This window comes from Reella acinonychis, assembly GCF_052384575.1.
Lineage (GTDB): Bacteria > Pseudomonadota > Gammaproteobacteria > Enterobacterales > Pasteurellaceae > JBQSUQ01.
Genome location: NZ_JBQSUQ010000012.1, coordinates 40,031 through 65,282, shown reverse-complemented (window position 1 = coordinate 65,282; position 25,252 = coordinate 40,031). Strand labels below are relative to the sequence as shown.

Below are 25,252 nucleotides of genomic sequence, written 5' to 3'. Positions count from 1 at the left end.
TTTTCAGAACAAAAAAGTGCGGTTTATTTCACCGCACTTTTTTTATGAAGTTCCAACAGATTTTCTTCCTGTTGAGGCATTTGCAAATAAAAACCTTGTTGTTCAATTTTTTGCATAACTTCTTCATTATCCGCTTGACGTAATGCTTTCTGACCTTTCAAATTAAACAGCATTACAAAAATGGGCGTCCCAAAAAGCTCGCGCAAAACCTGTGGCACCATATCAAATTGATCTCGCTTGGCAACGTACAAATACATTCCCTCTTTTTTCTTACTTTTATAAATTGCACATAACATAACTTTACCTCAAATTAAAACGCTTGCGAGAATAACAGAAATCATTACAATGCACAGCAACTTTTTAGCTTAACAAGGAAAAATCATGCAACTGCCTGCAATGCAATCTGCAAAACTTATTCGCCGCTATAAACGCTTTTTAACAGATATTGAACTCAATAATGGCGAAACCTTAACGATTCATTGTGCCAATACTGGCGCAATGACAGGCTGTGGTGAAAAAGGCGATACAATTTGGTATTCCGATTCAGGCAGTGAAACCCGCAAATATCCTCATTCGTGGGAATTAACACAGTTGGCGAATGGTCAATTGGTTTGTATTAACACCCACCGTTCTAACCAATTAGTTTATGAAGCTCTGCAAAATAAACAAATCAAAGAACTGGCTATGTACGATCACATTTTTCCAGAAGTAAAATATGGCGAAGAAAACAGTCGAATTGATTTTTTACTCAAAGGTGATGGTCTGCCTGATTGCTATGTGGAAGTAAAATCCATCACCTTAGTAAAAAACAATATTGGTATGTTTCCTGATGCAGTTACAACCAGAGGACAAAAACACGTGCGTGAATTATTGGCGATGAAAAAGCAAGGTCATCGTGCTGTCGTGCTTTTTGCCGGATTACATAATGGATTTGATTGCTTCAAAATCGCAGAATACATTGATCCTGAGTACGATCGCTTATTAAAAGAGGCTGTGAAACAAGGCGTAGAAGCCCTTGCTTATGCCGGAGAATTTGAAATTTCTAACGGAATTCCCACCGCACTTTCCTTAACGCAGGCGGTTTCTTGGGTAAAATAAAAATTATTTGAGAATAATTCTTATTTATTACTTGACTTTGTTATTGAGAATAACTATCATTAGCTCATTCCAAAACAATAATAGATAATCACTCCAACATTTCATGCCGCTTTCCCCCACAACAAGCGGCATTTTTTTATGCATAAAAAACGAAAAAAATGCACCGCACTTAAAAATAAAGGGAAGATAATATCTTCCCTCTTTGCTTATTTTGAAGTATCTAATTCAGGAAAAGATTTCACTAAATCATCTACAGCTTTTATTTGGCTCACAAAACCTTCAAGCGCTGAAAGTGGTAACGCTGATGGGCCATCACATTTCGCGTTATTTGGATCTGGATGAGCTTCAAGGAATAATCCAGCCAAACCAACAGCCATACCCGCTCGCGCAAGTTCTGTCACTTGAGCACGACGACCACCAGAAGCTGCACCAAACGGATCGCGGCATTGTAAAGAATGGGTGACATCAAAAATCACAGGACAACCTTTGGACACTTGCTTCATCACGCTAAAACCAAGCATATCAACGATTAAGTTATCATAACCAAAGTTCGTACCACGATCACATAAAATCACTTTGTCGTTGCCACATTCTTCAATTTTTTCAACGATATTGCCCATTTGCCCCGGACTTAAGAATTGTGGTTTTTTCACGTTAATCACAGCACCAGTACGCGCCATCGCTTCCACTAAATCGGTTTGACGTGCTAAAAAAGCAGGTAATTGAATCACATCAACCACTTCTGCCACTGGCTGACATTGATAGATTTCATGCACATCGGTAATAATTTTCACTCCAAAAGTGTCTTTGAGTTCTTGAAAAATTTTTAATCCTTGTTCCATTCCTGGACCACGATAAGAATGGATCGAAGAACGATTAGCTTTGTCAAATGAGGCTTTGAACACATAAGGTACGCCCAATTTTTGCGTCACTTCGACATATTTTTCACAGACGGCCATTGCCATATCACGACTTTCTAACACATTCATACCACCAAACAATACAAATGGCTTGTCGTTAGCAACAGCAATATTTCCAATATTAATTACTTTGTTCATTGTTTTTTCCTCTTTAATCATCGTTCTCACGATAGTTTAATGTAACAAATCTTTCTCTAATTCTTTCTTCATCTCAGGTAGCTGAGATAACAACAGAAAAGCGGTGGGATCTTCTGGGCATTTATCCACAAAATATTGCAAATCATCTATTGCAGCATGATAAGCACCCATTTGTGCTAAAACCAAGCCACGATCACGACGTTCATAAGGATCATCTGGCTCCCCCCTCCATTTGGACATGGTTAAACGTCGTTCAATATATTTAAATGCTTGCGAATTTAATTCCTCTCGAATTAAACAATTTTTTGCGACCTGTGCAAAGCGTTCAATTAAATCTCTTGAAGGCGCAATATCAAGTTCCTCTGTACTCAACTCAACGCCAAACCCCATAGCACCTTCATATAATTTCTGCAATTTTTCTTGTGAAATATATTGCCCATTCCAAGGATCGATAAATGCAGTTTCACTATCCACATCAACACGCAAAATCAATTGTGTTGGGAACATCACAGGAAAAATAGGCAAATCTAATTTGTCTGCTAAATATAATAAAATGCTACCCAAACTCACTGGCATGCCTTTTTTCTCGCGCAAGACATAGTTTAAATACAGATTTTGCGAGTAAAAATAACCTTCTGGATCGCAACCAAATCCCCAGTCACCATACATTAATTGCAATAATTTATGGACTTTTACTTTCACATCATCATCTTCAGGAATGGCTTTACGCGCACGACGAACAAGAGTCCCCATCGCCCTTCTAATCTTGCCTAATTCTTTTCCATCATCAAAGCCCGTCAGCAAATAAAAGGCTTCTAATTCAATATATAGCGCTTGTTTATTATATTCTTTCATACTGCTAATTTTGCTAGAGTTACTCGCTCATTGTCGCCATAATCTTTTGCTGTTGCAACCTTTTCCCATAAATTCTGTGAAAAAAAGGACCGCACTTTTTCCCCTTGCTGCCAACCATGTTCAAGTAATAACCAACCTTCAGGTTTCAAATAATTAGGTGCTTGCGCAATGATATGACGCAAATCCGCATAGCCTTGCTCATCGGCAATCAAAGCGCTTAATGGTTCAAAACGCACATCGCCTTGTTGTAAATGGCTATCTTGCGGGGCAATATAAGGCGGATTACTGACGATGACATCAAATTTTCCCTTCACATTCTCAAACCATGAACTTTGCAAAAAGGTCACTTCATCTAATTGATTTCGTTGTGCATTTTGTTTAGCCAATTCAACAGCACCAGCAATCAAATCCACACCAAAAATCTTACATTTTACACCGCACTTTTTCATCTCAGCCGCAATGGCTAAAGCAATAGCACCAGTTCCCGTCCCCAGATCTAACAATTTGATTTCACCATCAAAGTGCGGTGAATTTTGACGAAGTTTTATTACACCTAAAGCCTGCTCCACAAGTATTTCTGTATCAGGACGAGGAATTAGCGTATCAGGAGACACTTTTAAATTTAATGACCAAAATTCCGTCTCACCTAAAATATATGCCATCGGCTCGCCTTGGCTGCGACGTTGTAAAAGTGCGGTCAAATTTTGCAACGTTTTTTCTTCCAACACTGTTTCAGCAAAAGCCATAATCTGAGATTGAGATTTTTTAGTCACAAATTGCAATAACAAAGTGGCATCCAATTTCGCATTCAAATAAGGATCATTTTTCAGATTTTCTAATAAAAATTGTTTGGCATGAGCGAGCCATTGTTGATAGTTCATTTAATTTTAATCTCTTTTAAAACAATCACATCATCCGTATCCAGATATGCACTTAAATCCACACTTTCTCTACCACGTAATAAATCAATCAATTTAAAAATAAACTTGAAAAATAACACCATATAGAAAAGGGCGGAGGTGAGATAGGCAACCAACAGATAAAAAGCTTTGATTTCTCGCCAAATATAATTACCAAAGGACAATTTATCCTCTGAATTTCGGAGACTCACATGAATTTTCATCATTTTTTTACCTAAAGTTTGTCCCCATATTTTCATCAAAATTAATTGAAATAACACATAACACAGAAAGGCGATAAATCCTGCTCGCGCAATAGGGATAAAGATCTTAAAAAGATGAACAAATAGAAATAAAAAGAAAAGATTGAGTAACACCGCTGATAAACGTTCAAAAAAAGTGGCTGTTCGATATCTCACTTGTGGTGCAACATCATCCTGTTTTAGCCTATGAATATTACTATTAAATTCAATGGTATTCTTAGATTGTTTCTTTCTTGTTTTGGGATTTTCTACCAGCATTGCTGCCATATCCTTTATTAACCAAAAGGACAGGAATAATGCCTGTCCTCTGGATATTTCAACTTAACTATTTTCTGACAGTGCAGCCAATTGATCAGCTTGATATTCTGTCACAATCGGCTGAATCAGCTCATCTAAATTCCCATCCATAATGGCAGGTAAGGAATAAAGTGTTAAGTTAATGCGGTGATCATTGACGCGGTTTTCTTTGTAGTTGTAAGTACGGATTTTATCAGAACGGTCGCCCGACCCCAATAAATTACGTCTTGTATCCGCTTGCTCAGCAGCTTGACGTTCCTGCTCAACTTGAACAATACGCGAAGCCAATACAGATAACGCCTTGGCTTTATTTTTATGCTGTGAACGCTCGTCCTGACATTCCACCACAATCCCCGTTGGAATATGGGTAATACGCACCGCAGAATCCGTTGTATTTACGTGCTGACCACCTGCACCTGATGAACGGTAAGTATCAATACGCAAATCTGATGGATTAATTTCTGGCAATTCACTTTCTGGCAATTCAGGCATAACTGCAACAGTACAAGCCGAAGTATGCACACGCCCTTGCGACTCAGTTTTTGGCACGCGTTGTACACGATGACCGCCAGATTCAAATTTCAAACGACCATACACTGCTTCGCCCGAAATTTTAACAATGATTTCTTTATATCCACCTTGCTCACTTTCATTGGCACTCAAGGTTTCTACTCGCCAGCCTTTACTTTCTGCATAACGGCTATACATACGATATAAATCGCCCGCAAAAATCCCAGCTTCATCACCACCCGTTCCCGCACGCACCTCTAAATACGCGTTATATTCATCATTTGGATCTTTCGGCAGCAATAAGATTTGTAATTGTTGCTCAACTTGCTCGATTTCCGCTTTACATTCTTCAATTTCAAGTTGCGCCATTTCTTTCATATCAGGATCATCAAGCAACATTTCAGCTTCTTCGATATTAGAATTAAGCTGCGTCCAACGTGCAAAGGCTTTCACCACATCTTCTAATTGGGAATATTCCTTTGAGTAAGCGCGAAATTTATCTTGATCACTAATCACCGAAGCATCACCCAACAAGGCTTCCAGCTCCTCGTGACGCTCCTTCAAACTGTCTAATTTCGTAATAATACTGGCTTTCATCAATTAACCTGTCATTTTGCTAATAAAAAAATCGGCGTATTTTAGCATAGATTTAGATTGGTATAAATATGATGAACTAGTTATTCACTACTGGATAAAATGGCTTGCCCCAATCAATTTCAGCATGATGTTGCAACATAATATTCAACATTGCGGGAATTAATAACGACAAAATATTGCAACCGTCTCGCAGCTGTTCACGATTAACTCGGCTTTGATAAGTAGCTCCACCATGTATAATTTGATTGCGTAGAGTGTATAAACGACCAAACATTACATCCAAAATTCGCTCTGTTTTTTGAGCTTCTAAAGCAGACAAGAAGCGCTCACGCTCTTTCATTTCTTCGATTAAATATTGTTTTTCCGTTATTTTTTGGTTATGAAAATCCCAAAAAGGCTGGAATACAAATTTATTGTTAATCCACAAGCGAATAGATTGAGAAAATTTCAGCCAAACAAGATTGTACACTGTCTTATCTTCATCAAAAGCACAAATACGAAGCAGAAATTCATTGAAATTGACACGATCCCCAAAATGTTCATCGAGTTCTTTGGCATAGGCTGCGTTAAAAGCAATCCATAACGAAATAAATTTCATATCCAAATCATCTTCTTTCTCTGCTTTTTTCAGCCAACTCAAAGCGCGGTGCATTCGTAAAGAAAAATTATCCGAAAGTGCTTTAGTTTCACGAAGTTGCTTAAATTTCTCGGTTAAAGTAATAGTGTTGAGATAATTCATTTGAGATCCTTTTAGAATAAAGATTTGATTGTATTAAATGGCAAAATAAGCGACAAAGGTCTATCAATTAAAGGAACAGCACCAAAAGATTGGTACCAGCTTGCTACTTTTTGATCTTTGGCTTCAATAAATAACCCAATTCCGCCAACCTGATCCGCGACTAACATACAGCGTTGAGCCGCTTTTAGTAAAAGCTGCCCCCCTACCCCATTGCCTTGAACGTTTTTAGAAACAGCTAATCTAGCAAGGGTAAAAAGAGGAATTTGATGAGAACCTAAACGTTTTGCTAAAGTATCAGGCAATGTTTTGGGCGAAATTGAATTTAGCGTAATCGTATAAAAACCTAAAATTTGCTCTGAATTATTATCAATTGCCACATAGGTTTTAGATGTGCTTCTTTCGTGAGATTGGCGAGCGTATTTACTAAGAAAGTCATTGAGTTGTGCGTTACCACAATCAAATTCTTCTCTTTTATGACTTTTACTCAGCTTTTCTTCTCGCCAATTAAAATTCATTATAGCTTTCCTTTAATGCAAGAGCGGCTTTTTTCAAACGTTCATTCGGTGCAGGTGGGTTATCGAGCAACTCACAAATGAGTTCCCAATCTTTTTCAGAAAGCGTTTTTTCTTCAACGACTTGTGCTTTATATACAGGCTCAAAAACCAAACGAGAAAGATCCGAAGATGTAACCAAACGCAGTGAATCTCCTTCAGATAGATTAAATTTAGCAAGAAGCGTTTTAGGCAAACGAATGGCGGTGCTATTTCCCCATTTGCTGATAGTAAGTGATGCTGACATATCAACTCCGTAGATACATTAATAGATACATTGAATTTTATATCAGTAGAAAATTTAGTCAATAAAAAAGTGGGACAAGCCCACTTTATTTACCTAATCATTTCACAGTAACATTTTTAATTCATACAATATTCTTATTTAAACAAGAATTATCAAATTATATTAATATCTACAACTAAGTTTATAGCTTTTCACAAATAGAGATGTTGATTTTGACAAACTCTTCCCAAGTATAAACATCAGATAAGAAATTTTTATAATAGTCTTCAACTCTGCAGACAAGTGGTCTTGTTTCATATATTGTACACAGATTAGTATTTTCATCGAAATATTGGCAAACACCATCGCCACGATCTAAAAAAATGGTTTGTTCACTCAGATTGACTCGGCGACAGCATTTACCACAAGCAGTGCAAGGAAATTGGGTTAGTTTTTGCATTTACTTTTCAAAAAACGACGTATATCGTTAGGATTTCCTGATTGATACGGTAATTCAATGTTTCTGCGTTGAATTTCTTGGTTTAGAATAAAATTACGTTCGAATTCGTTACTGCTAAGAGTGAGAGAATCAGAGAATGCTTTTAATTCTTGAGTATTTAGATTAAACTCAATTTTTGTTAATTCAGTCAGATAGCGATCTAATTCAGCATTGATCTGCTTCATTTTCTCAATACCATATTCTATGGTATCTTTTGGCTTAAATTGATTAAGAAAATTCCAGATTTTTTGTGTGATCTCACTATGTTCAAGGAAGTAAACAAAACCTAAGTTTATAATTCCTGTTACTAAAGCACTTATGAAGGAAGATATGGCTTCTCCAAAAGGGATTGTTAATATAGCAGCTAAATGGCTGTGCAATAGAGTTCCAACTAATGCAGAAATACCTAACCCTAATAATTTAAATGCCTCTCTTAGCAAATCTCCCATAGCTAATCTATTCGGATTAAAAGCAATTAATTTAATGACTCCGATAAGACTATTCCATAGCTCTCGAATCATCTTTCCAATCATTTTTTGGGTCGTTAAAAACGTATTTAGTAACGTAGTATTTAAACTCGATAATGCTCCCCCAATGTAACTATCTTTAAATGTTACTAAAAGATCATTAAACCGTTTTTTTATCTTTTCCCAAATACGCTGAAAAGAAACTGCAATATCTTGCAAAAAAATCTCGAAGTCAAAATTATTTTTATGCTTTTTATAGATTGCAGGTATTTGCTTCCGTAATTCAAACCATACTTCAGCTAATACCATACCAATAGCTTGACGAGCCCCCATTGCCAACCCTTTTTTGTGCATATCTTTTGCAGTAGCAGTAAAAAATTTTGAACTTGTATAGTAAGACCAGTTGATTTTTTGGTTATATTTATCTCTAGCATCTTTCTCTATTTTTTTCATCTTTTCTTCATCAAGATTTTCTAGTATTTCTTTTTTCTTTTTTAAATCTTGAATCTCTTTTTTTATTTTTTCTTTATCTGGTTGAGATAAATCTGAGCATAGTAATTCATTCTCTTTTTTAGTTAACTCATTTTTGAAATTTTCTACTTTCTTATCTCTAACACCTCCTTCTTTGAAGAAGTCTTCAAGAGAATGATCGCTTTTAGCATTGTTGATTACCCAATGAGTAGAAACAAGATTATCATCACAATTAGCCAAACTGACACCATCGATGTCTGCTAATATTCTTCCTAAATCATCGTGAATTTCGCTAGCTGCTACAACGTGATCTAATTCTGTAACATAATTATATTCTTCACCATTTCTTGATTTTTTTACATCATTAGATGATATTTGTTTTCCTGTATAACCATCAACCATTGTTCCTTGATCTTCTTTTTGACGATCTTGCTCTTTTCTATTTGTATATTGCTTACTTTTTTGATGATAATCGTCTTTTTTTATTGCTTTTCCTTTAGAATCAACTTTGATATTACCTTGCTCATCATATTGGATTTTTTTATATGGATCGACATTTCTTCCATTTAAGTCGATTTTTTCGGAAAGATCTTCAGATAAATTAATGTCAGAATAGCCATCATGTTTAATTTGTTTTTGATATTCTCTTGCATTATGAATAGTATCAACATCCCCTCCAGTTTTATCTTCAGCAAATAAAAAATCCAATCCAAACGTAGTTACAAGGGAATTAACCATCGTTTTTTCTAACTCACCTTGCCAATTAAATTCTTTTAAAACTGCATTGTTATTCATAAATTATTCCTTAGTATATTAAGTGTAATTTAGCGAGATATTTCTATCTCGCTAATAAATTATTAACTTCTAGCTAACTTTTTTAGCTCCTCATAAGATCCCTTATGAAGAACTGCTTTTAGTTCATCTTCGTTAATAATTTTCATATTATCCTTATCTAATTCCATTTCAGGAATGCCATCTTTATTTATAATAGCATTTCCTGAGAAGTCGGTTTTCACTTTGAATAAAGGAGTAGTAATAATATCAGTTAAAATAGCAGCAACTTGATATCCATTATCAATTGACAATAATAAAGAATCACTTACAACATCTAAATTTATGCTACCAGATTTTAATAACGTATTGATGGATTTTAACTCTTCAAAGTATTGTTTAAATACAGTGTAAATACGCTCCAATTCTTTATGTAAGCTACTGACATAACTTTCTGTTTCACAAAGATGTTTTGTAGATAAACACATCTTATATATAGCATCTTTAACCTCTGAAGCGTATTTTTCTGCATTTGCTTTTGCTTTTTCAGCATGGCTATTATATGCCCAACCAGCCACGGCAATAATTGGAGCTGCAACAGCAGCGCCTAGCACCATTGCTCCACCAGCCATTCCGAATCCTCCAGCCGCAATAGAGCCGCCACCAATAGCAGCCATAGCGGCATTATGGGCAGCCACACCAGCAAGAGCTGTGATAGGTGTTCCTGTAGAAGCAGCAGCGAAAGCCATTACTCCACCATAGACAGCATAAGCAGCAGCCGTTCCCGCCACAGCTCCAGTAGCTAGTTGTCCAAGATACTCTGTAGCAGAAAGAGAAAGATCTGCAATTTTATCTAATTGATGTTGAGGTAAATTAATTTCTAAATCTTTATTTTGAGATTTTTCTACCTGATTTAATAATTCTTCAGCAATTTCTTGGAAACTCTTAAAATCAACGCCAATCTGTAACTGTAATTCGCCTAATTTATCTAAAGATTTTGTGGTTAATTCACTTTGTTCTTCAAATAAATTTTTATGAATCTCGTATTTATCAGTAGCTCTTTTGGAAATGGCTTCAGCTGCAGATTTAATTTGATAGCCATCATATCCTTTCTTAGCTCCAAAACCTGCGGCAGCGACAGCTGCCCCAGCTAAAATAAATGGTAAAGGCATAGTAAACTCCTAATTAAGATAATAACATTTCAATTTCAACAGATAGAGCAATTTGCTTCTCTACCCAAAATTCTAATTCATTTAAAGTTTCAGGGGAAACATTCAAATGTTTAGCATATGAACTAATTAAGTCTTTCTCATCAAGATGATATTCATTATCAGCGTGAGCAATACCTAATAATTCAAGTAATAAAGAATGTTTTTCTTTATTGGTTGTAAAAATAGTTGATAAGTTAGCTAAATCAACAGAACTTGCTTTAGCATCAGGATTTGCTTGAGATTTTAAAATTTCAAGCATTGCTGTTTCAGCATCAGTTAAATTTGAATCTGCAGCAATAATTTCTTGTGCTAAAGATAATAATACAGACTGTTGCTGTGTATTTAAGTTTTGTACAAACATAGTAGTTCTCCAATTGTAGGTTGATAAATAAAATTAAATCTTTTTCTTGTATTTAACATTGATTCTATTATTAACAATATCTATTTTAGATATCAGGAAAGTAATGAAATTACTTCTTATAAACCACATTCACTTTTCCATCCCAGAAATTTTTTCCAATTTCAAAATCAGGATCAAAAGTCGCTAAATTGTGTGCAGCAATAGCAACTCCAGCAGCGATACTAGCAATCATTCCCACACCTGGTACAGCGGCGGCTGCCATTGCAGAAGCTCGGTTTTCCATATAAACACGGCATTTATAACCACATTTTTCGATCATTTCCTCAACCTCATCAACAACGCTTGCAATATCATCGGTTTTTATGGAAAAGTTACACTTATGCAGAATCAGTTCTCTCATCAAGGCTGGGGTCATATCTTCAGTTTGATAGGTTTTATCGCCATATTTACGAGCAAATTCTTTATTCGATAATTTCTCATCTTCACCGAAACTAGGCGGTTCAGCACCATTATTCATTAAAGCATAATAGGCTTTGTGCATTTCTTTTGGAGCGGCTTCTAATTCGCCTACAAGTTGTTTTAACTTGTCAAATTCTTGATTTAATTCTAATAAGGCTACATCGTTCTCAGATAATGGGGCGACTTTGGCAATAACATCGCCTTTTCTAATGGTTTGCCCTTCCTTAACGCAAATTTCAACTACTTTTCCTGCTAATGAAGGGTTGACCATTTTAAATTCATATTCTTCATTTTGGGCGCAGAGCAAATATTCTTTATAATCATCAAGAATATCGCCGAGCTTAATCTTCATTTCTTTAATTACTGCAGAGTCAAATTGCGTAAAAATAATCTCTTTATAATTTTCACCTTCGAATTTTTGTTCTTCAATCTTAACGTTTTCATCAATTTCAATATCAACAATCAAATTATCTTTTCTAATAACTTGTCTGCCACCAATGGCATATACCTTTTTAATCGTGCCATTGACAGGGCTTTTTATGGCAACTTCGACATCATTATATTCAACGTAATAAAGAATCTGATCTTTTGTAATGTAATCCCCTTCTCTTAGCTTAATCATTGGAATAATCAAACCTTCATCTGCTTGGGTAAATTTTACGGTATGTAGTTTCATTTCTTTTTTCCTTAATTTTTATTCGCCAAATAATTCTGCAACTTCTCAATCATTTTCCCTTGTAATTCCACAGGGTTAATAATCTCTAAATGAGGTATCCAATATTGCACTAAAGGGATAATATCCATTTCATTCACATTGTGGCTGGCAAGTAATAATCCGCCATCATCAAGGGAATGTAATAGTTTTTGATTGGGTAATAAATTGCGTCTTAAAAAATAAGGGGCGGCAAATTTGCTGACTTTAATAATAACTTCAGAAATTTGATTGCCGTGAGAAATGCTGTCATTTTCTTTGATTTCTTTTAAAAATTGTTCGTTTGGTGCAAAGGTTTCTGGCAAGATTCTGAGCATTGACATTTGAGTAAAACAGAAAGTTTTTTGTTTATCGTGATCAGAGCCGATCAAATACCAAATGCCATTTTTATTTAGTAACGCATAAGGCGCGATCTTGTAAAATTTTCCTCCATTTTGTCCGCTTTTTGTATAGTTAAAATCAATATATTGATGCTGAGAAATAGCTTTTTGAATGAGATCAAATTCTTTATGTAAATGATGAATATCTTCATATTCAAAACCTTTCACTTGCACACTTTCAGTTAGTTTATTTTGGAAAAATTCACGATCTAACTTAGGAAACAACTCTGATACACTGGAAAAATTAGCGAAGCGCTGAATATCAATTTCATTTAATAAACCTAATTGTTTCAGGTTAAGTTGATAATAACGCGCTCCTTTTTCTTTCCATTCAAGGAAGCCAAAACGTTCATTGATATCCCGCTGAATCGTTCGTACCGATACATCAAATTGTTCAGCAAGTTGATAAATATCAATACGACTTCCTTTATTTAGTAAGGTTAGAATTTTGGCAAGGCGTTCAGCTAGCATTTTATTTTTTGACATGAATAAAAACCTCTTGTCCGTTAATGTTTTTCCATTCTAGCAAGAACTCAGAAATAAATATCGTCAGGTTGTGTCGTGCAAACATTTTTATTTTATTTTTTCTAAATATAGACTTCATCACCAAATATTATACTTTAAAAGTATAATGCAAGTATATTCAGCCCTTTATTAGCAAAAGTCAATATCTATAATTACGCCTAAACGAAGGAGCAATGGCGTGTTAGATAAAAATCAGCAATTAATCAATACTATTGGTAGAGCAATCACAAAATATCGACAAGCTATTGGCTTAACGCAGGCTGAACTCGCTGAAATATTGGGAATAGGCAATGATGCGGTTTCTCGAATGGAGCGAGGAACAACTGTTCCTACTATCTCTCGTTTAATTGAGTTATCCGACATATTCCAATGCGAACTTGCTGATTTAATTACGGATACGAGTCATCGTTCTATGGATCAAGCACGTAGCCTTGAGCGTTTACTCAATCAATTAGATGAATTTGAACGAGCTGAATTACTTGTATTAATCGAAAAAATGATAAATTGGAAACGATCAACTCATAAAAGTTAATCATCTCCCTTCAAATAAAAACTCGCCCAATTTCCACCGCACTTTTCTTATTAACTTCATCAGCTACCTCGATTTTTTTATTGTTCTTAGGGATTAAAACAAGGATAATATGGGGTTTGTTGAGGGGAGCTTTGTTTGTGGTGCACTTTGCGTCACTGTATTGATTACTATGGAATATATTTTACTCATTATTTCAACCGCACTGATTAATAACTTTGTGTTGGTTAAATTTTTAGGCTTATGTCCGTTTATGGGCGTATCTAAAAAAGTAGAAACCGCAATTGGTATGGGATTAGCCACTATGTTTGTGCTAACCGTTGCTTCCCTATGCTCCTATTTAATTGATACCTATATTTTAAAGCCGCTTGACGCTGAATTTTTGCGTACGCTACTGTTTATTTTAGTGATTGCAGTTGTGGTGCAATTTACGGAAATGGTCATCAATAAAACCAGCCCTACTCTCTATCGTTTACTCGGTATATTTTTGCCACTGATTACCACAAACTGTGCTGTATTAGGTGTGGCATTATTAAATATCAATCAAGCTCATAATCTGGTGCAATCTGTTATTTATGGTTTTGGTGCGTCCTTAGGCTTTGCTTTGGTATTGGTGTTATTCTCATCTTTACGCGAGCGCTTAGCCGCTGCGGATGTTCCTACACCATTTCGAGGTGCATCTATTGCATTAATTACCGCAGGTTTGATGTCCCTTGCCTTTATGGGCTTTGCTGGATTAGTGAGAAGCTAAGATGAGTATTTATTATATTTTCATTGCTGTCGCTATTTTGGCATTGATTTTCGGTGCAATATTAGGCTTTGCGTCGATAAAATTAAAGGTTGAAGCCGATCCCATTGTCGAAAAAATTGATGAATTATTACCTCAAAGCCAATGCGGACAATGCGGTTATCCTGGTTGTAAACCCTATGCAGAAGCCATTGCTAATGGCGATGAAATTACCAAATGTGTTCCCGGCGGTCAGCCTTTAGTAGTTAAAATTGCAGAATTAATGGGGGTTGATGCGCCTCATATTGAAGGCGATGCCGCACCTGAAGTCAAAGTAGCTTGGATTGATGAAGCTATGTGCATTGGTTGCACTAAATGCATTCAGGCCTGCCCTGTGGATGCTATTATTGGCACCAACAAAGCAATGCATACTGTCATTGCTGACCTATGCACTGGTTGTGAACTTTGCGTAGCGCCTTGCCCAACAGACTGTATTCATATGATTAAAGTTGAAGAAAAATTAGAAAATTGGCATTGGAAAATCGATCCGAAACAAGTGATTCCAATTATGAATACTACTGACGGACAGAAAAAATGGGTTGTGGGAGAATAAAATGACAGATGTATTAACTCGCTACAATTCAGGCAAATTATGGGATTTTGAGGGTGGCTTGCATTTACCCGATATGAAATCGCAATCCAATTCTCAGCCAATTAAGACCGCACTTTTAAGCAACGATTTCTATGTTCCTGTTAAACAACATTCAGGACAAGCGGGCAATTTATTGGTCAAGGTTGGTGATAAAGTACTAAAAGGTCAGCCTTTAACACAAGGTGAAGGCTTACGCGCTTTGCCTGTTCATAGCCCAACATCTGGCACAGTGATTGATATTGCGCCCTATGTAGCAGCTCATCCTTCAGGTCTATCGGAATTATGCGTTCATATTCAAGCGGATGGCGAAGATCGTTGGCGTGAACAACAACCTATTGAAGACTTTTTTACCCATTCTGCTGAGCAATTGATTGATCGAATTTATCAAGCTGGCGTAGCAGGCTTAGGTGGCGCAGTGTTCCCAACTGCTGCCAAAATACATTCTGCACAACATAAAATAAAACTGTTAATTATTAATGGTGCCGAATGTGAACCCTATATCACCTGTGATGATCGTTTAATGCGTGATTACGCCGACGAAATTATCGAAGGATCTCGCATTTTACGCTATATTCTACGCCCAGAAAAAATTGTTATTGCGGTTGAAGACAACAAACCAGAAGCCATTTCTGCCTTACAAAAAGCATTACAAGGGGCAGATGATATTGAGGTTCGAGTCATCCCAACTAAATATCCTTCAGGCGATTCTGACCGATTAATTTATGTGCTAACAGGTATGGAAGTGCCCAATGGTCAACGCGCGTCTAGCATTGGTGTAATGATGCAAAATGTAGGCACCGTTTTTGCGATCAAACGAGCAGTCATTGATGATGAACCCTTAATTGAACGAGTCGTGACCTTAACTGGCGATAAAGTTGTAAATAAAGGTAACCTTTGGGTTCGCTTAGGTACGCCAATTAATCAATTATTGCAACAAGTTGGCTACCAAACGGATGAACGCTTCCCTGTGTATTTAGGCGGGCCAATGATGGGATTAGCACTCCCTAATTTAGCCGCGCCCATCACAAAATTGGCTAACTGTATTCTTGCTCCAGACCATTTTGAATATGCACCACCTCCTGCAGAACAATCTTGTATTCGTTGTTCTGCTTGTTCGGATGCTTGTCCTGTGCATTTAATGCCACAGCAACTCTATTGGTTTGCTCGTGCAGAAGAACATGATAAATCTGAACAACATCAATTAATGGACTGCATTGAATGTGGCATTTGTGCCTATGTTTGCCCAAGCCACATCCCGCTTATTCAATATTTCCGCCAAGAAAAAGCGAAAATCTGGGATATTGCAGAAAAAGCGAAAAAAGCAGAAGAAGCAAAAATTCGTTTTGAAGCACGACAAGCGCGGTTAGAAAAAGAAGAACAAGCACGTAAAGCAAGGGCGCAACGTGCCGCAGCTAATCGTCGTGAAGAAGTCGCAGCAAGTAATGGCGAAGATCCTGTCAAAGCTGCTTTGGCACGTTTAAAAGCGAAACAAGCTAATGAAAATCAAGCGGTTAAAACAATTGTTGGCGAAAAAGGTGAAGTGCTACCTGATAATACAGAGTTAATGGCAGAACGTAAAGCTCGCCGCTTAGCACGTCAACAAGCACAACAGGAAACAAACAGCGAACTCAATTCATCAGAAAAAACGTCGCAAAATTCCACCGCACTTGATGATAAAAAAGCCACTGTTGCCGCCGCTATTGCGCGTGCCAAAGCGAAGAAATTAGCGCAACAAGCTGAAAATGCATCAAACGAACATCCAGCTGAAAGCGAAGTTGATCCGAAAAAAGCTGCGGTTGCCGCCGCTATTGCGCGAGCTAAAGCGAAGAAATTAGCACAACAAGCTGAAACTACATCAAGCGAACAGCTTGCGGAAAACGAAGTTGATCCGAAAAAAGCAGCGGTTGCCGCCGCTATTGCACGTGCCAAAGCGAAGAAATTAGCGCAACAAGCTGAAACTACATCAAACGAACAGCCTGCGGAAAACGAAGTTGATCCGAAAAAAGCAGCGGTTGCCGCCGCTATTGCGCGTGCCAAAGCGAAGAAATTAGCGCAACAAGCTGAAACTACATCAAACGAACAACCGACTGAAAGCGAAGTTGATCCGAAAAAAGCAGCGGTTGCCGCTGCTATTGCACGCGCCAAAGCGAAGAAATTAGCGCAACAAGCTGAAAATACACCAAACGAACAACCGACTGACAACGAAGTTGATCCGAAAAAAGCAGCGGTTGCCGCTGCTATTGCGCGAGCTAAAGCGAAGAAATTAGCGCAACAAGCTGAAAATGCATCAAACGAACAACCGACTGAAAGCGAAGTTGATCCGAAAAAAGCTGCGGTTGCCGCTGCTATCGCGCGAGCTAAAGCGAAAAAATTAGCGCAACAAGCACAGACAGAAAGAAAATAATGAGTAAATATGTTTAGAATAACCAGTTCACCACACAGTCATTCAGGTAAATTAACCGCACGCATTATGTTGTGGGTTATCGTTGCAATGCTCCCCGCTTTAGCAACATTAATTTACTTTTTTGGTTTTGGCGTGTTATTGCAAACCACTCTAGCACTCAGCTTTGCCATTTTTTTAGAACTTATAGTAACTAAATTGCGCCGTAAGCCTACCCTATTTTATGTGGCTGATTTTAGCGTAATTTTAACCGCACTTATTTTGGCAATAGCAATTCCCCCTTACGCGCCTTATTGGATTGTACTTATTGGTACCTTCAGCGCGGTTATTTTAGGTAAACATGTTTATGGCGGCTTAGGACAAAACTTATTTAATCCAGCCATGGTTGGCTATGTCGTATTACTGGTTTCATTTCCTGTCCAAATGACATCTTGGATGCCACCGATCAGCTTGCTGAATGAACCTCCAACATTCGCCGATAGCCTAAGCCTCATTTTCTCAGGCTCCACCACCGATGGTTTTAGCTTAAGCCAATTAGCGCAATCTATTGATGGTTTAACAGCAGCAACCCCGTTAGATAATGCAAAAACCCTGTATAAAATGGGCAATCCTGATGTACTACATTATGATTTAATCAAACAACCGCTTTTCAACAATGCCTTTGAGTTTGGATTAGGTTGGTGGCAAGTGAATTTAGCCTTTGCATTGGGGGGGGTATTCCTTATTTGGAAAAAAATCATCCATTGGCAAATTCCTGTTGCGATGTTGATCAGCTTTGCATTATTTAGTTTCGGCACAGAAGTCATTATCGGTTCAAAAGTGCTATCTTCTCAGGCTCAATTGCTCAGCGGTGCGATGATGTTCGGTGCATTTTTCATTGCAACCGATCCCGTTACCGCCTCTATCACACCAAAAGGAAAACTCATATTTGGTGCTTTGGTTGGCTTACTTGTGTATTTAATTCGCTACTATGGCAATTACCCTGATGGCGTGGCATTTGCCGTTTTATTAGCCAATATTTGTGTGCCATTTATCGATCAATACACTCGTCCAAGAGTTAGTGGTCATTTAGGGAGAAAATAATGAACATCGGTAAAATTTCGTCTAAATATGGCTTATTGTTAGGTTTAGTAGCATTAATTTGCACCGCTATTTCAACGGGTGTTTATCGTCTGACAAAAACGAAAATCGAGGATGAAATTGCCAAGCAACAGCAAGCTTTATTGCTAGAAATTATCCCTCAACATTATTTTGACAATCCTGTTATGCAAAATTGTGAGCAACCCAATAACCCACAAATTCAAAAAATTTGCACCGCACTTTTAGCGGGCAAGAAAACAGCTTATTTGGTAGAAAGCACCGCACCTGATGGCTATTCTGGCAATATTCGCTTATTAATGGGAATCACACCACAGGGCGAAGTATTGGGCGTTCGCGTACTTGAACACAAAGAAACACCGGGGTTAGGCGATAAAATCGAAACCCGAGTATCAAATTGGATCCTGAGCTTTAACCATAAAAAAATCCATGAGGATAACTTACAAGATTGGGCAGTAAAAAAAGATGGCGGTCAGTTTGACCAATTTGCTGGCGCCACGATTACGCCACGCGCTGTTGTTAATCAAGTAAAACGTAGCGCTTTAGAAATTCTCAAAATAGAACAAACCTCATCGCCACAACCTTAAAAGTGCGGTGAAAAAAAGACAATTTTTAATGAGTTTTATATGACTGAACAAACAGAAAAAAGTATCTGGTCAGATTTATTAAGCCAAGGGCTATGGCGTAATAACCCTGCGATTGTGCAATTATTAGGTTTATGTCCCTTGCTCGCGGTCTCAAATTCCGTCACTAATGCACTGGGATTAGGCATTGCAACCCTTGTGGTATTAGTTTGCACCAATACCATTGTTTCCCTATTCCGCAAACAAATTCCTTATGAAATTCGTATCCCAATTTATGTGATGGTTATCGCTACAATGGTAACCACTGTCCAATTATTAATGAATGCCTATACTTATAATCTCTATCAATCCTTGGGCATTTTTATTCCCTTAATTGTAACAAACTGTATTGTTATTGGACGAGCAGAAGCCTTTGCTAGTAAAAATACCGTTATTCATTCTGCCTTTGATGGCTTTGCAATGGGCTTAGGGATGACATTAAGTCTTGTTCTACTTGGTGCATTACGTGAAATTTTGGGCAATGGCACCTTATTTGATGGTATCCATTTATTGTTGGGGGATTGGGCAAAAGTACTGAGAATCGAACTATTCCATCAAGAAAATCATTTATTGTTAGCCATTTTACCACCAGGAGCCTTCATCGGTTTAGGTATTATTTTGGCATGCAAAAATAAGTTGGATCAGAAAAAATGAATAAACAAAAACGCATTGAAATTTTAACGCGCTTACGCGATCAAAATCCGCATCCAACAACAGAGCTTAACTTCAGCACGCCATTTGAATTGCTTATTGCAGTCATTTTATCCGCTCAAGCCACAGATAAAGGCGTGAATAAAGCAACAGACAAATTATTTCCCGTTGCCAATACACCCGAAGCCATTTATGCACTCGGCGTTGATGGATTAAAAGAATACATCAAAACTATTGGTTTATTTAATAGCAAAGCAGAAAATATTATCAAAACCTGTAAAGACTTAATTGAAAAACACAATGGTCAGGTGCCTGAAAACCGCGAAGCCCTTGAAGCACTAGCGGGAGTAGGTCGTAAAACAGCGAATGTAGTGCTAAATACTGCTTTTGGTCACCCAACTATCGCTGTTGATACCCATATTTTCCGCGTTTCCAACCGCACGAATTTCGCTCCCGGAAAAGATGTGGTGAAAGTAGAAGAAAAACTGCTTAAAGTTGTTCCTGAAGAATTTAAAGTCGATGTTCATCATTGGTTGATCTTACATGGACGTTACACTTGTATTGCCCGTAAACCAAGATGCGGCTCCTGTATTATTGAAGATTTATGCGAATTTAAAGAAAAGACGGAATGTTAATGGGGTATTTTCATGTTCTATAAATGGCTACTCATGCTCAAAAAACCGAGCAATCAGTTATGGATTACACCAAGTTATTGGACCATAGTCACCATTTTATTTGTCTTTTTATTGAGATTAGGTGCTCAAATTCCTGATAAAAATATACTGCCAGGGATTCCAGACAAAGTCTTACATGACCTATTAAATATTATTGCCTCAAGTATGCTAGCTGTAACCACCTTTTCATTATCGATCATGGTTTCAGCCTATTCTGCAGTAACAAATGGCGCAACACCAAGAGCTATCGATTTAGTCGTTGATGATCAAAGCACAAGAACAGCTATTAGTAGCTTTATTTGTGCTTTTATTTACGCCATTATTGCTAAAACAGCATTAAGTATGGGATTCTACGAGCAAAATGGACATTTTGTTTTATTTATTAGTACGGTTGCTGTACTTATTTATTTAATTATTACTTTAATTAAATGGGTTTATACCTTATCTCAACTTGGTCGTTTAGGGAATACATTAACAAAAATCGAAAATGCCACCAGATTATCTTTGGAAAACCATTGGAATAGCCCAACAATGGGAGCCACAAGCAATGTGGATATGATATCTAAAAATCTGCCTACATATGCTGAATTTACAGGCTATCTCACCCATATTAATATGCAGACATTACAAAAACTGGCTGAAAATCATGATTGTAATCTCCATATTAATGTTCGACCAGGCGAATTAATTACACCTCATACGATTCTCTATTACGCAGAAAAAACAATTCCTGATGACAAAGCATTTAAAGCATGTTTTATTCACTCAACAGAAAGAACTTTTGAGCAAGATCCCTCTTGGGGATTTATTGTACTAAGTGAAGTTGCACAACGTGCATTATCACCTGCTGTAAATGATCCGGGAACAGCTATTAATGTGATGACAAGAATGATGTCCTTGCTATCAGAAAAAGTCACACCCCAAGAGGATAAACCTGATTATAACCGTTTGTCCATAAAACCTTTTGACTATGGTAAATTAATTAGAAATGGTTTTTGGCCTATTGCGCGAGATGGTATCAATATCATCGAAGTGAATCTCACAATACAAAAAGTATTAGCTAGTATTGCTATAAATAACTCACATCATGAAATAGCCATTGAAGCGCAAAAAATGGCGCAACTTTCATTAGAAAGAGCAATGGAAGAAATTAAATTTGATGTTGAGAAAGAGATTTTAACGCAGAAATATAACAAATTATTTCAATCATAAATAATCCCAATCTGTTGGGAAGTTTACCTTCCCAACAACAATGCCCCGCCACTACTTTGCAAGGTTGTGGCGTACATTAGGCTTAATGCAAATCCCATTAATAGTAAAGCAAAAATCAATTTCACAATGCTTGGGATATGTTGTTTAAACTGTGGCGAAACATACCATTTACCTAATTTAACCGCAGTTTGTCGCGCATATTGCACTAATAATGCAAAACTCGACAAAGTAATTCCCGTTCCTAATGCCATTGCCATTGTGGCTAACATCCCCCACCAATAAAGATCAAGCATATAAGAAAGAAATAAAATAAAAATCGCACCAGTACAAGGGCGCATGCCAATACTGAAAATGACTAAACATTGTGATTTAAAATCAGTAATTCCCTCAAGCTGAACAGAATTAGGCAAATGTTGGTGACCGCACGCACAGTTTTCACTATGCTGATGAAAAACTTGTGGATTTTTCACCGCACTTTTAGATAGTTGCGCTTGAGAAATTGGCTGAATGGCACGAATTTTCGGTTTACCTTTCTGTGATAGCACATTTTTAATGGCTTGCCACAACCATTGTAAACCCAATAAAAAAATTAAGCCGTACGCCACACGTTCCAACCAAAGCTGGCTTGTTTTAAATTGCGCAGAAGAAAGGTTAAGCAGCACCACAATAATCGAAGTAGCAGCAATCGCTACAATACCTTGCATTAATGAAGATAAAAAAGTTAGCCGCATACTGGTTGCTAATTTGGATTGATGTGTAGATAAATAGCTCGTGATAATAAACTTACCATGCCCTGGGCCTAAAGCATGAAACACACCATATAGAAAACTCGCTGCTACTAAACCAATGCCAGCGGAAATAGGTTCTTGCTTAATTTGATGTAGTTGTTGTGAAAGCAATTGATTAATATCCTTTTGCCAACCTACAACCTGTTGAAATAACAAAGGGAATAAAAAGCAAATGCCTGCAATCAACAGGCACAATAATACAACTAATCGATATTTTTTTATTTGCATTGAATTATCACTTTTTGCGCAAATAACACGCCTAATGAGAAATCCGCCTCTTTTTGTGTTTTATCCAAAGATGACGCATATTTTTCTGTTTTTTCATCCACTTGCTGATGAATTAATTTGCCTTCACAATTTGAAGGAAGTGGCGAAAAATCAACCGCACTTTGAGCATCATAAAACATGGCAACATAATAAGTGGGATCATACACCATAAAAGTTAACTGATTATCCACCAACGCCTGAGGTTTAGATAAAAAGAAATCAAAGTAATAGGCAATTTGGTTACCAACCGCTTTTAAACCATAATTTTTAGGCTGAGAGGTATATTTGACTTTATTTCCTTTTTTATCATACAGATAGCTAAAATAATGCTCAGCAATCACATTTTTGATAATATTTTCTGCCATCTCTTTCTTGGCTTTTTCATCATCCTGAGCCAATTGGAAATCATACAGAACTTCTGCAGAACTCGCTTCATCCAACAACCATTGCAGCGAAAAACCAATTAGCTGATTGTTTTCCACTAGAGGTTTAGTCTGCATACTAATAAAGGCATGAGGATGAGCCAATGCCGTTTGCTGCCACATAAAAAGTGCGGTGAAAAAAAAGAGAATTTTTTTCATTATGCTTTGGTCGCCAAATAACGTTCTACTGTATCCACAATGGCTTGCGTTTGCGGATCAATTTCAATATTCACCAACTCACCAATGGCTTTTTTCGCGATTAATGTGCGTTCGATAGTTTCAGGAATGAGATTAACACAGAATTTCAGACCTTTTACTTCACCAATGGTCAAACTAATACCGTCAATAGCAATAAAACCTTTGGTTAAAATATATTTCATCACTTCTTGATTAGGCAACTCAAACCACAATTGCAGGTTGTTTTCTGTTGCAATACGTTCGCTAATTTTAGCGGTGCAATACACATGCCCCGAAAGCAAATGCCCGCCAACTTCGGCCCCAAAACGCATAGCTCGTTCCACATTGACACTATCGCCTTGTTTTAAAGCGCCTAAATTTGTAATACGTAAGGTTTCTTGCATTAAATCGAAGCTAATTAAATCACCTTCAATTTGGGTAACGGTTAAACAAACACCGTTATGCGCCACTGACGCCCCTAATTGCAAGTCTGCCAACAATTCCTGTGGCATTTTGATGGTATGTGTTCTAAAATTCGTTTTATTCTCAATTGAATGAATTTGTGCAGTACCTTGCACGATACCTGTAAACATATTAACTCTCTTAACCCGCAAAAGTGCGGTGTATTTTCCAAGATTTTTCCATTATAAAATAAACTCGGATTTATTATGCAATTATTTCAACGTTGGCAAGCATACCACGAACAAGCAAAAAAATTAATTCAAATTGCCATTCCTATTTTATTGGCGCAAGTGGCACAAAACTCCATGGGGATTGTGGATACTATTATGGCGGGACGCGTTAGTGCAGCGGATATGTCAGCCATTTCGGTTGGTGCTTCCATTTGGTTTCCCTTGGTGTTATTTGGTCAAGGACTTTTACTTGCGCTACCTCCGACTATTTCTTATTTGAATGGTTCAGGTCAACGTCATCGCATTGCACATCAAGTACGACAAGGCTTGTGGATTGTATTGGCTAGCTGTATTCCCATTGCTTTTCTTATTTATCACAGTGATATTGTGATTATGGCAAGAGAAATGAAAAAAGATCTTGCGGATATCACCATCAGTTATTTACGCGTGATGCTTTGGGGGCTACCCGCTTATTTATTGATGATCAACTTTCGTTGTTTAAATGATGGTATCGCCAAAACGAAACCCGCAATGGTGATTACGGTTCTCGGTTTATTATTAAACATTCCCCTCAATTACATTTTTATTTATGGCAAATTTGGCTTGCCGGCTTTTGGCGCGGTAGGCTGTGGCATTGCAACCGCAATTGTGAACTGGGCAATGTGCATTATGATGATAAGTTACAGTAAAGTTGCCGCAAACCAACGGGATCTTAAGGTGTTTGAACATGTTATCGAAAAACCAAATGGCGAAACATTAGCTAAATTATTGCGCTTAAGCTTGCCCATTGCCCTCGCCCTATGGGCAGAAGTGGCACTATTTTCTTTAACCGCTTTATTCCTCTCCCCACTTGGCGAAATTGTGATTGCAAGCCACCAAATCGCATTGAATACCAGCTCATTTATTTTTATGTTCCCAATGTCCTTGGGCATGGCAGCAACAATTCTGATCGGACAACGTTTAGGTGAAAAAAGCCCACATCAAGCAAAACAAATTTCCTATATTGCACTCGCCGTTGGCTTGAATATCACGATTATCACTGTATTAGTGACCGTATTATTTAGAGAGCAAATCGCAGCATTATTTGTGAATAGTGATAAAAACAAGGAAGTTATTGCACTGGCGAGTTCCTTATTTTTAATTGTCGCACTTTATCAATTTTCCGATACAGTACAAGTTGTGATTAGTGGTATTCTAAGAGGATATAAAGACACAAAAGCAATTTTATACATCACGCTATTTTGTTATTGGGTGATTGGTATTCCCCTTGGTTATAGCTTAGCAATGACAGACCTCATCTTGCCTCATTTGGGCGCGAAAGGCTTTTGGATTGCTTTTGTCGTTGCATTAACTGCTGCCGCAATTTTGTTGTTCTATCGAATGAGAAAAATACAATCTCAACCAGAAGAATTGTTATTAGCGAAATTGGAAAAAATGAAATAAAAGGGAA

General features: G+C 37.3%; 29 protein-coding genes. 11 read left to right on the top strand and 18 right to left on the bottom strand.

The window, feature by feature from the left end; genetic code table 11:
* Positions 1-23: 23 nt before the first annotated feature.
* Positions 24-296 (bottom strand): YcgL domain-containing protein, encoded by a 273-nt coding sequence (locus tag ACT2CV_RS06170; RefSeq protein WP_464972255.1) that lies wholly within the window; start codon positions 294-296, stop codon positions 24-26.
* Between the two features lie 85 nt (positions 297-381).
* On the opposite strand from ACT2CV_RS06170, the gene sfsA reads away from it, so the two are divergent.
* Positions 382-1,098: a DNA/RNA nuclease SfsA gene (gene sfsA / locus ACT2CV_RS06165; RefSeq protein ID WP_464972254.1), complete on the top strand. Its 717-nt coding sequence runs from the start codon at positions 382-384 to the stop codon at positions 1,096-1,098.
* A gap of 206 nt (positions 1,099-1,304) precedes the next feature.
* Here sfsA and kdsA read toward each other — a convergent pair whose 3' ends face one another.
* The 14 genes from kdsA to ACT2CV_RS06095 form a co-directional block, all read right to left on the bottom strand.
* Positions 1,305-2,156: a 3-deoxy-8-phosphooctulonate synthase gene (kdsA, locus tag ACT2CV_RS06160; protein WP_464972253.1), complete on the bottom strand. Its 852-nt coding sequence runs from the start codon at positions 2,154-2,156 to the stop codon at positions 1,305-1,307.
* 36 nt (positions 2,157-2,192) lie between these two features.
* Positions 2,193-3,011, bottom strand: coding sequence for a SirB1 family protein (locus tag ACT2CV_RS06155; RefSeq protein ID WP_464972252.1), 819 nt, complete (start codon positions 3,009-3,011; stop codon positions 2,193-2,195).
* The gene (prmC, locus tag ACT2CV_RS06150; protein WP_464972251.1) at positions 3,008-3,892 is read right to left on the bottom strand and encodes a peptide chain release factor N(5)-glutamine methyltransferase; all 885 of its coding nucleotides are present in this window, start codon (positions 3,890-3,892) and stop codon (positions 3,008-3,010) included. Before prmC ends, ACT2CV_RS06155 begins: the two co-directional genes overlap by 4 nt.
* Positions 3,889-4,440 (bottom strand): RDD family protein, encoded by a 552-nt coding sequence (locus tag ACT2CV_RS06145; RefSeq protein WP_464972250.1) that lies wholly within the window; start codon positions 4,438-4,440, stop codon positions 3,889-3,891. The genes prmC and ACT2CV_RS06145 overlap by 4 nt, the downstream gene beginning before the upstream one ends.
* A 54-nt stretch (positions 4,441-4,494) precedes the next feature.
* On the bottom strand, positions 4,495-5,577 hold the full coding sequence (prfA, locus tag ACT2CV_RS06140; protein WP_464972249.1) for a peptide chain release factor 1: 1,083 nt from the start codon (positions 5,575-5,577) through the stop codon (positions 4,495-4,497).
* A gap of 76 nt (positions 5,578-5,653) precedes the next feature.
* Positions 5,654-6,316 (bottom strand): hypothetical protein, encoded by a 663-nt coding sequence (locus ACT2CV_RS06135; protein ID WP_464972248.1) that lies wholly within the window; start codon positions 6,314-6,316, stop codon positions 5,654-5,656.
* Between the two features lie 11 nt (positions 6,317-6,327).
* Entirely contained in the window at positions 6,328-6,831 is a 504-nt protein-coding gene (locus ACT2CV_RS06130) for a GNAT family N-acetyltransferase (protein WP_464972247.1), read from the bottom strand.
* Positions 6,821-7,114 carry an AbrB/MazE/SpoVT family DNA-binding domain-containing protein gene (locus tag ACT2CV_RS06125; protein WP_464972246.1) on the bottom strand — a complete coding sequence of 98 codons (294 nt, stop codon included), beginning with the start codon at positions 7,112-7,114 and terminating at the stop codon, positions 6,821-6,823. The genes ACT2CV_RS06130 and ACT2CV_RS06125 overlap by 11 nt, the downstream gene beginning before the upstream one ends.
* A 181-nt stretch (positions 7,115-7,295) precedes the next feature.
* Complete coding sequence (locus ACT2CV_RS06120; RefSeq protein ID WP_464972245.1) at positions 7,296-7,553, bottom strand: YkgJ family cysteine cluster protein; 258 nt, start codon at positions 7,551-7,553, stop codon at positions 7,296-7,298.
* Positions 7,541-9,325, bottom strand: coding sequence for a DNA repair protein (locus ACT2CV_RS06115; protein WP_464972244.1), 1,785 nt, complete (start codon positions 9,323-9,325; stop codon positions 7,541-7,543). Before ACT2CV_RS06115 ends, ACT2CV_RS06120 begins: the two co-directional genes overlap by 13 nt.
* Positions 9,326-9,387: 62 nt before the next feature.
* Positions 9,388-10,473, bottom strand: coding sequence for a chemotaxis protein (locus ACT2CV_RS06110; RefSeq protein ID WP_464972243.1), 1,086 nt, complete (start codon positions 10,471-10,473; stop codon positions 9,388-9,390).
* Between the two features lie 13 nt (positions 10,474-10,486).
* Positions 10,487-10,873, bottom strand: a complete 387-nt coding sequence (locus ACT2CV_RS06105) for a DNA repair protein (protein ID WP_464972242.1) — start codon at positions 10,871-10,873, stop codon at positions 10,487-10,489.
* Between the two features lie 109 nt (positions 10,874-10,982).
* Positions 10,983-12,008 carry a biotin/lipoyl-containing protein gene (locus ACT2CV_RS06100; RefSeq protein WP_464972241.1) on the bottom strand — a complete coding sequence of 342 codons (1,026 nt, stop codon included), beginning with the start codon at positions 12,006-12,008 and terminating at the stop codon, positions 10,983-10,985.
* A gap of 11 nt (positions 12,009-12,019) precedes the next feature.
* On the bottom strand, positions 12,020-12,910 hold the full coding sequence (locus ACT2CV_RS06095; RefSeq protein WP_464972240.1) for a helix-turn-helix transcriptional regulator: 891 nt from the start codon (positions 12,908-12,910) through the stop codon (positions 12,020-12,022).
* A 217-nt stretch (positions 12,911-13,127) separates the two neighbouring features.
* Between ACT2CV_RS06095 and ACT2CV_RS06090 the strand changes: the two genes are divergently transcribed.
* The 9 genes from ACT2CV_RS06090 (at position 13,128) to ACT2CV_RS06050 (ending at position 21,516) form a co-directional block, all read left to right on the top strand.
* On the top strand, positions 13,128-13,481 hold the full coding sequence (locus ACT2CV_RS06090; RefSeq protein ID WP_464972239.1) for a helix-turn-helix domain-containing protein: 354 nt from the start codon (positions 13,128-13,130) through the stop codon (positions 13,479-13,481).
* A 169-nt stretch (positions 13,482-13,650) separates the two neighbouring features.
* Complete coding sequence (gene rsxA, locus ACT2CV_RS06085; RefSeq protein ID WP_464973998.1) at positions 13,651-14,229, top strand: electron transport complex subunit RsxA; 579 nt, start codon at positions 13,651-13,653, stop codon at positions 14,227-14,229.
* A gap of 1 nt (position 14,230) precedes the next feature.
* Positions 14,231-14,818 carry an electron transport complex subunit RsxB gene (gene rsxB, locus ACT2CV_RS06080; RefSeq protein ID WP_464972238.1) on the top strand — a complete coding sequence of 196 codons (588 nt, stop codon included), beginning with the start codon at positions 14,231-14,233 and terminating at the stop codon, positions 14,816-14,818.
* Between the two features lies 1 nt (position 14,819).
* Positions 14,820-17,261 carry an electron transport complex subunit RsxC gene (gene rsxC / locus ACT2CV_RS06075; protein ID WP_464972237.1) on the top strand — a complete coding sequence of 814 codons (2,442 nt, stop codon included), beginning with the start codon at positions 14,820-14,822 and terminating at the stop codon, positions 17,259-17,261.
* Positions 17,262-17,270: 9 nt separating this feature from the next.
* Positions 17,271-18,341 carry an electron transport complex subunit RsxD gene (rsxD, locus tag ACT2CV_RS06070; RefSeq protein ID WP_464972236.1) on the top strand — a complete coding sequence of 357 codons (1,071 nt, stop codon included), beginning with the start codon at positions 17,271-17,273 and terminating at the stop codon, positions 18,339-18,341.
* Positions 18,341-18,943: an electron transport complex subunit RsxG gene (rsxG, locus tag ACT2CV_RS06065; protein ID WP_464972235.1), complete on the top strand. Its 603-nt coding sequence runs from the start codon at positions 18,341-18,343 to the stop codon at positions 18,941-18,943. Before rsxD ends, rsxG begins: the two co-directional genes overlap by 1 nt.
* 39 nt (positions 18,944-18,982) lie before the next feature.
* A complete protein-coding gene (locus ACT2CV_RS06060) occupies positions 18,983-19,633 on the top strand; it encodes an electron transport complex subunit E (RefSeq protein WP_464972234.1) in 651 nt (216 codons plus the stop codon).
* Complete coding sequence (nth, locus tag ACT2CV_RS06055) at positions 19,630-20,265, top strand: endonuclease III (RefSeq protein WP_464972233.1); 636 nt, start codon at positions 19,630-19,632, stop codon at positions 20,263-20,265. Before ACT2CV_RS06060 ends, nth begins: the two co-directional genes overlap by 4 nt.
* Positions 20,266-20,277: 12 nt before the next feature.
* Positions 20,278-21,516, top strand: a complete 1,239-nt coding sequence (locus ACT2CV_RS06050) for a DUF2254 domain-containing protein (protein ID WP_464972232.1) — start codon at positions 20,278-20,280, stop codon at positions 21,514-21,516.
* A gap of 23 nt (positions 21,517-21,539) precedes the next feature.
* On the opposite strand, the gene zevB is transcribed toward ACT2CV_RS06050, so the two are convergent.
* Genes zevB through ACT2CV_RS06035 form a run of 3 tightly spaced genes read right to left on the bottom strand, consistent with a single transcriptional unit; the run spans position 21,540 to position 23,763 of the window.
* Positions 21,540-22,532 (bottom strand): zinc transporter permease subunit ZevB, encoded by a 993-nt coding sequence (zevB, locus tag ACT2CV_RS06045; protein ID WP_464972231.1) that lies wholly within the window; start codon positions 22,530-22,532, stop codon positions 21,540-21,542.
* Positions 22,523-23,152, bottom strand: a complete 630-nt coding sequence (gene zevA / locus ACT2CV_RS06040) for a zinc transporter binding subunit ZevA (protein ID WP_464972230.1) — start codon at positions 23,150-23,152, stop codon at positions 22,523-22,525. The genes zevB and zevA overlap by 10 nt, the downstream gene beginning before the upstream one ends.
* A complete protein-coding gene (locus tag ACT2CV_RS06035; RefSeq protein WP_464972229.1) occupies positions 23,152-23,763 on the bottom strand; it encodes a riboflavin synthase subunit alpha in 612 nt (203 codons plus the stop codon). The genes zevA and ACT2CV_RS06035 overlap by 1 nt, the downstream gene beginning before the upstream one ends.
* 75 nt (positions 23,764-23,838) lie before the next feature.
* Between ACT2CV_RS06035 and ACT2CV_RS06030 the strand changes: the two genes are divergently transcribed.
* Positions 23,839-25,245, top strand: a complete 1,407-nt coding sequence (locus ACT2CV_RS06030) for an MATE family efflux transporter (RefSeq protein ID WP_464972228.1) — start codon at positions 23,839-23,841, stop codon at positions 25,243-25,245.
* Positions 25,246-25,252: the final 7 nt, after the last annotated feature.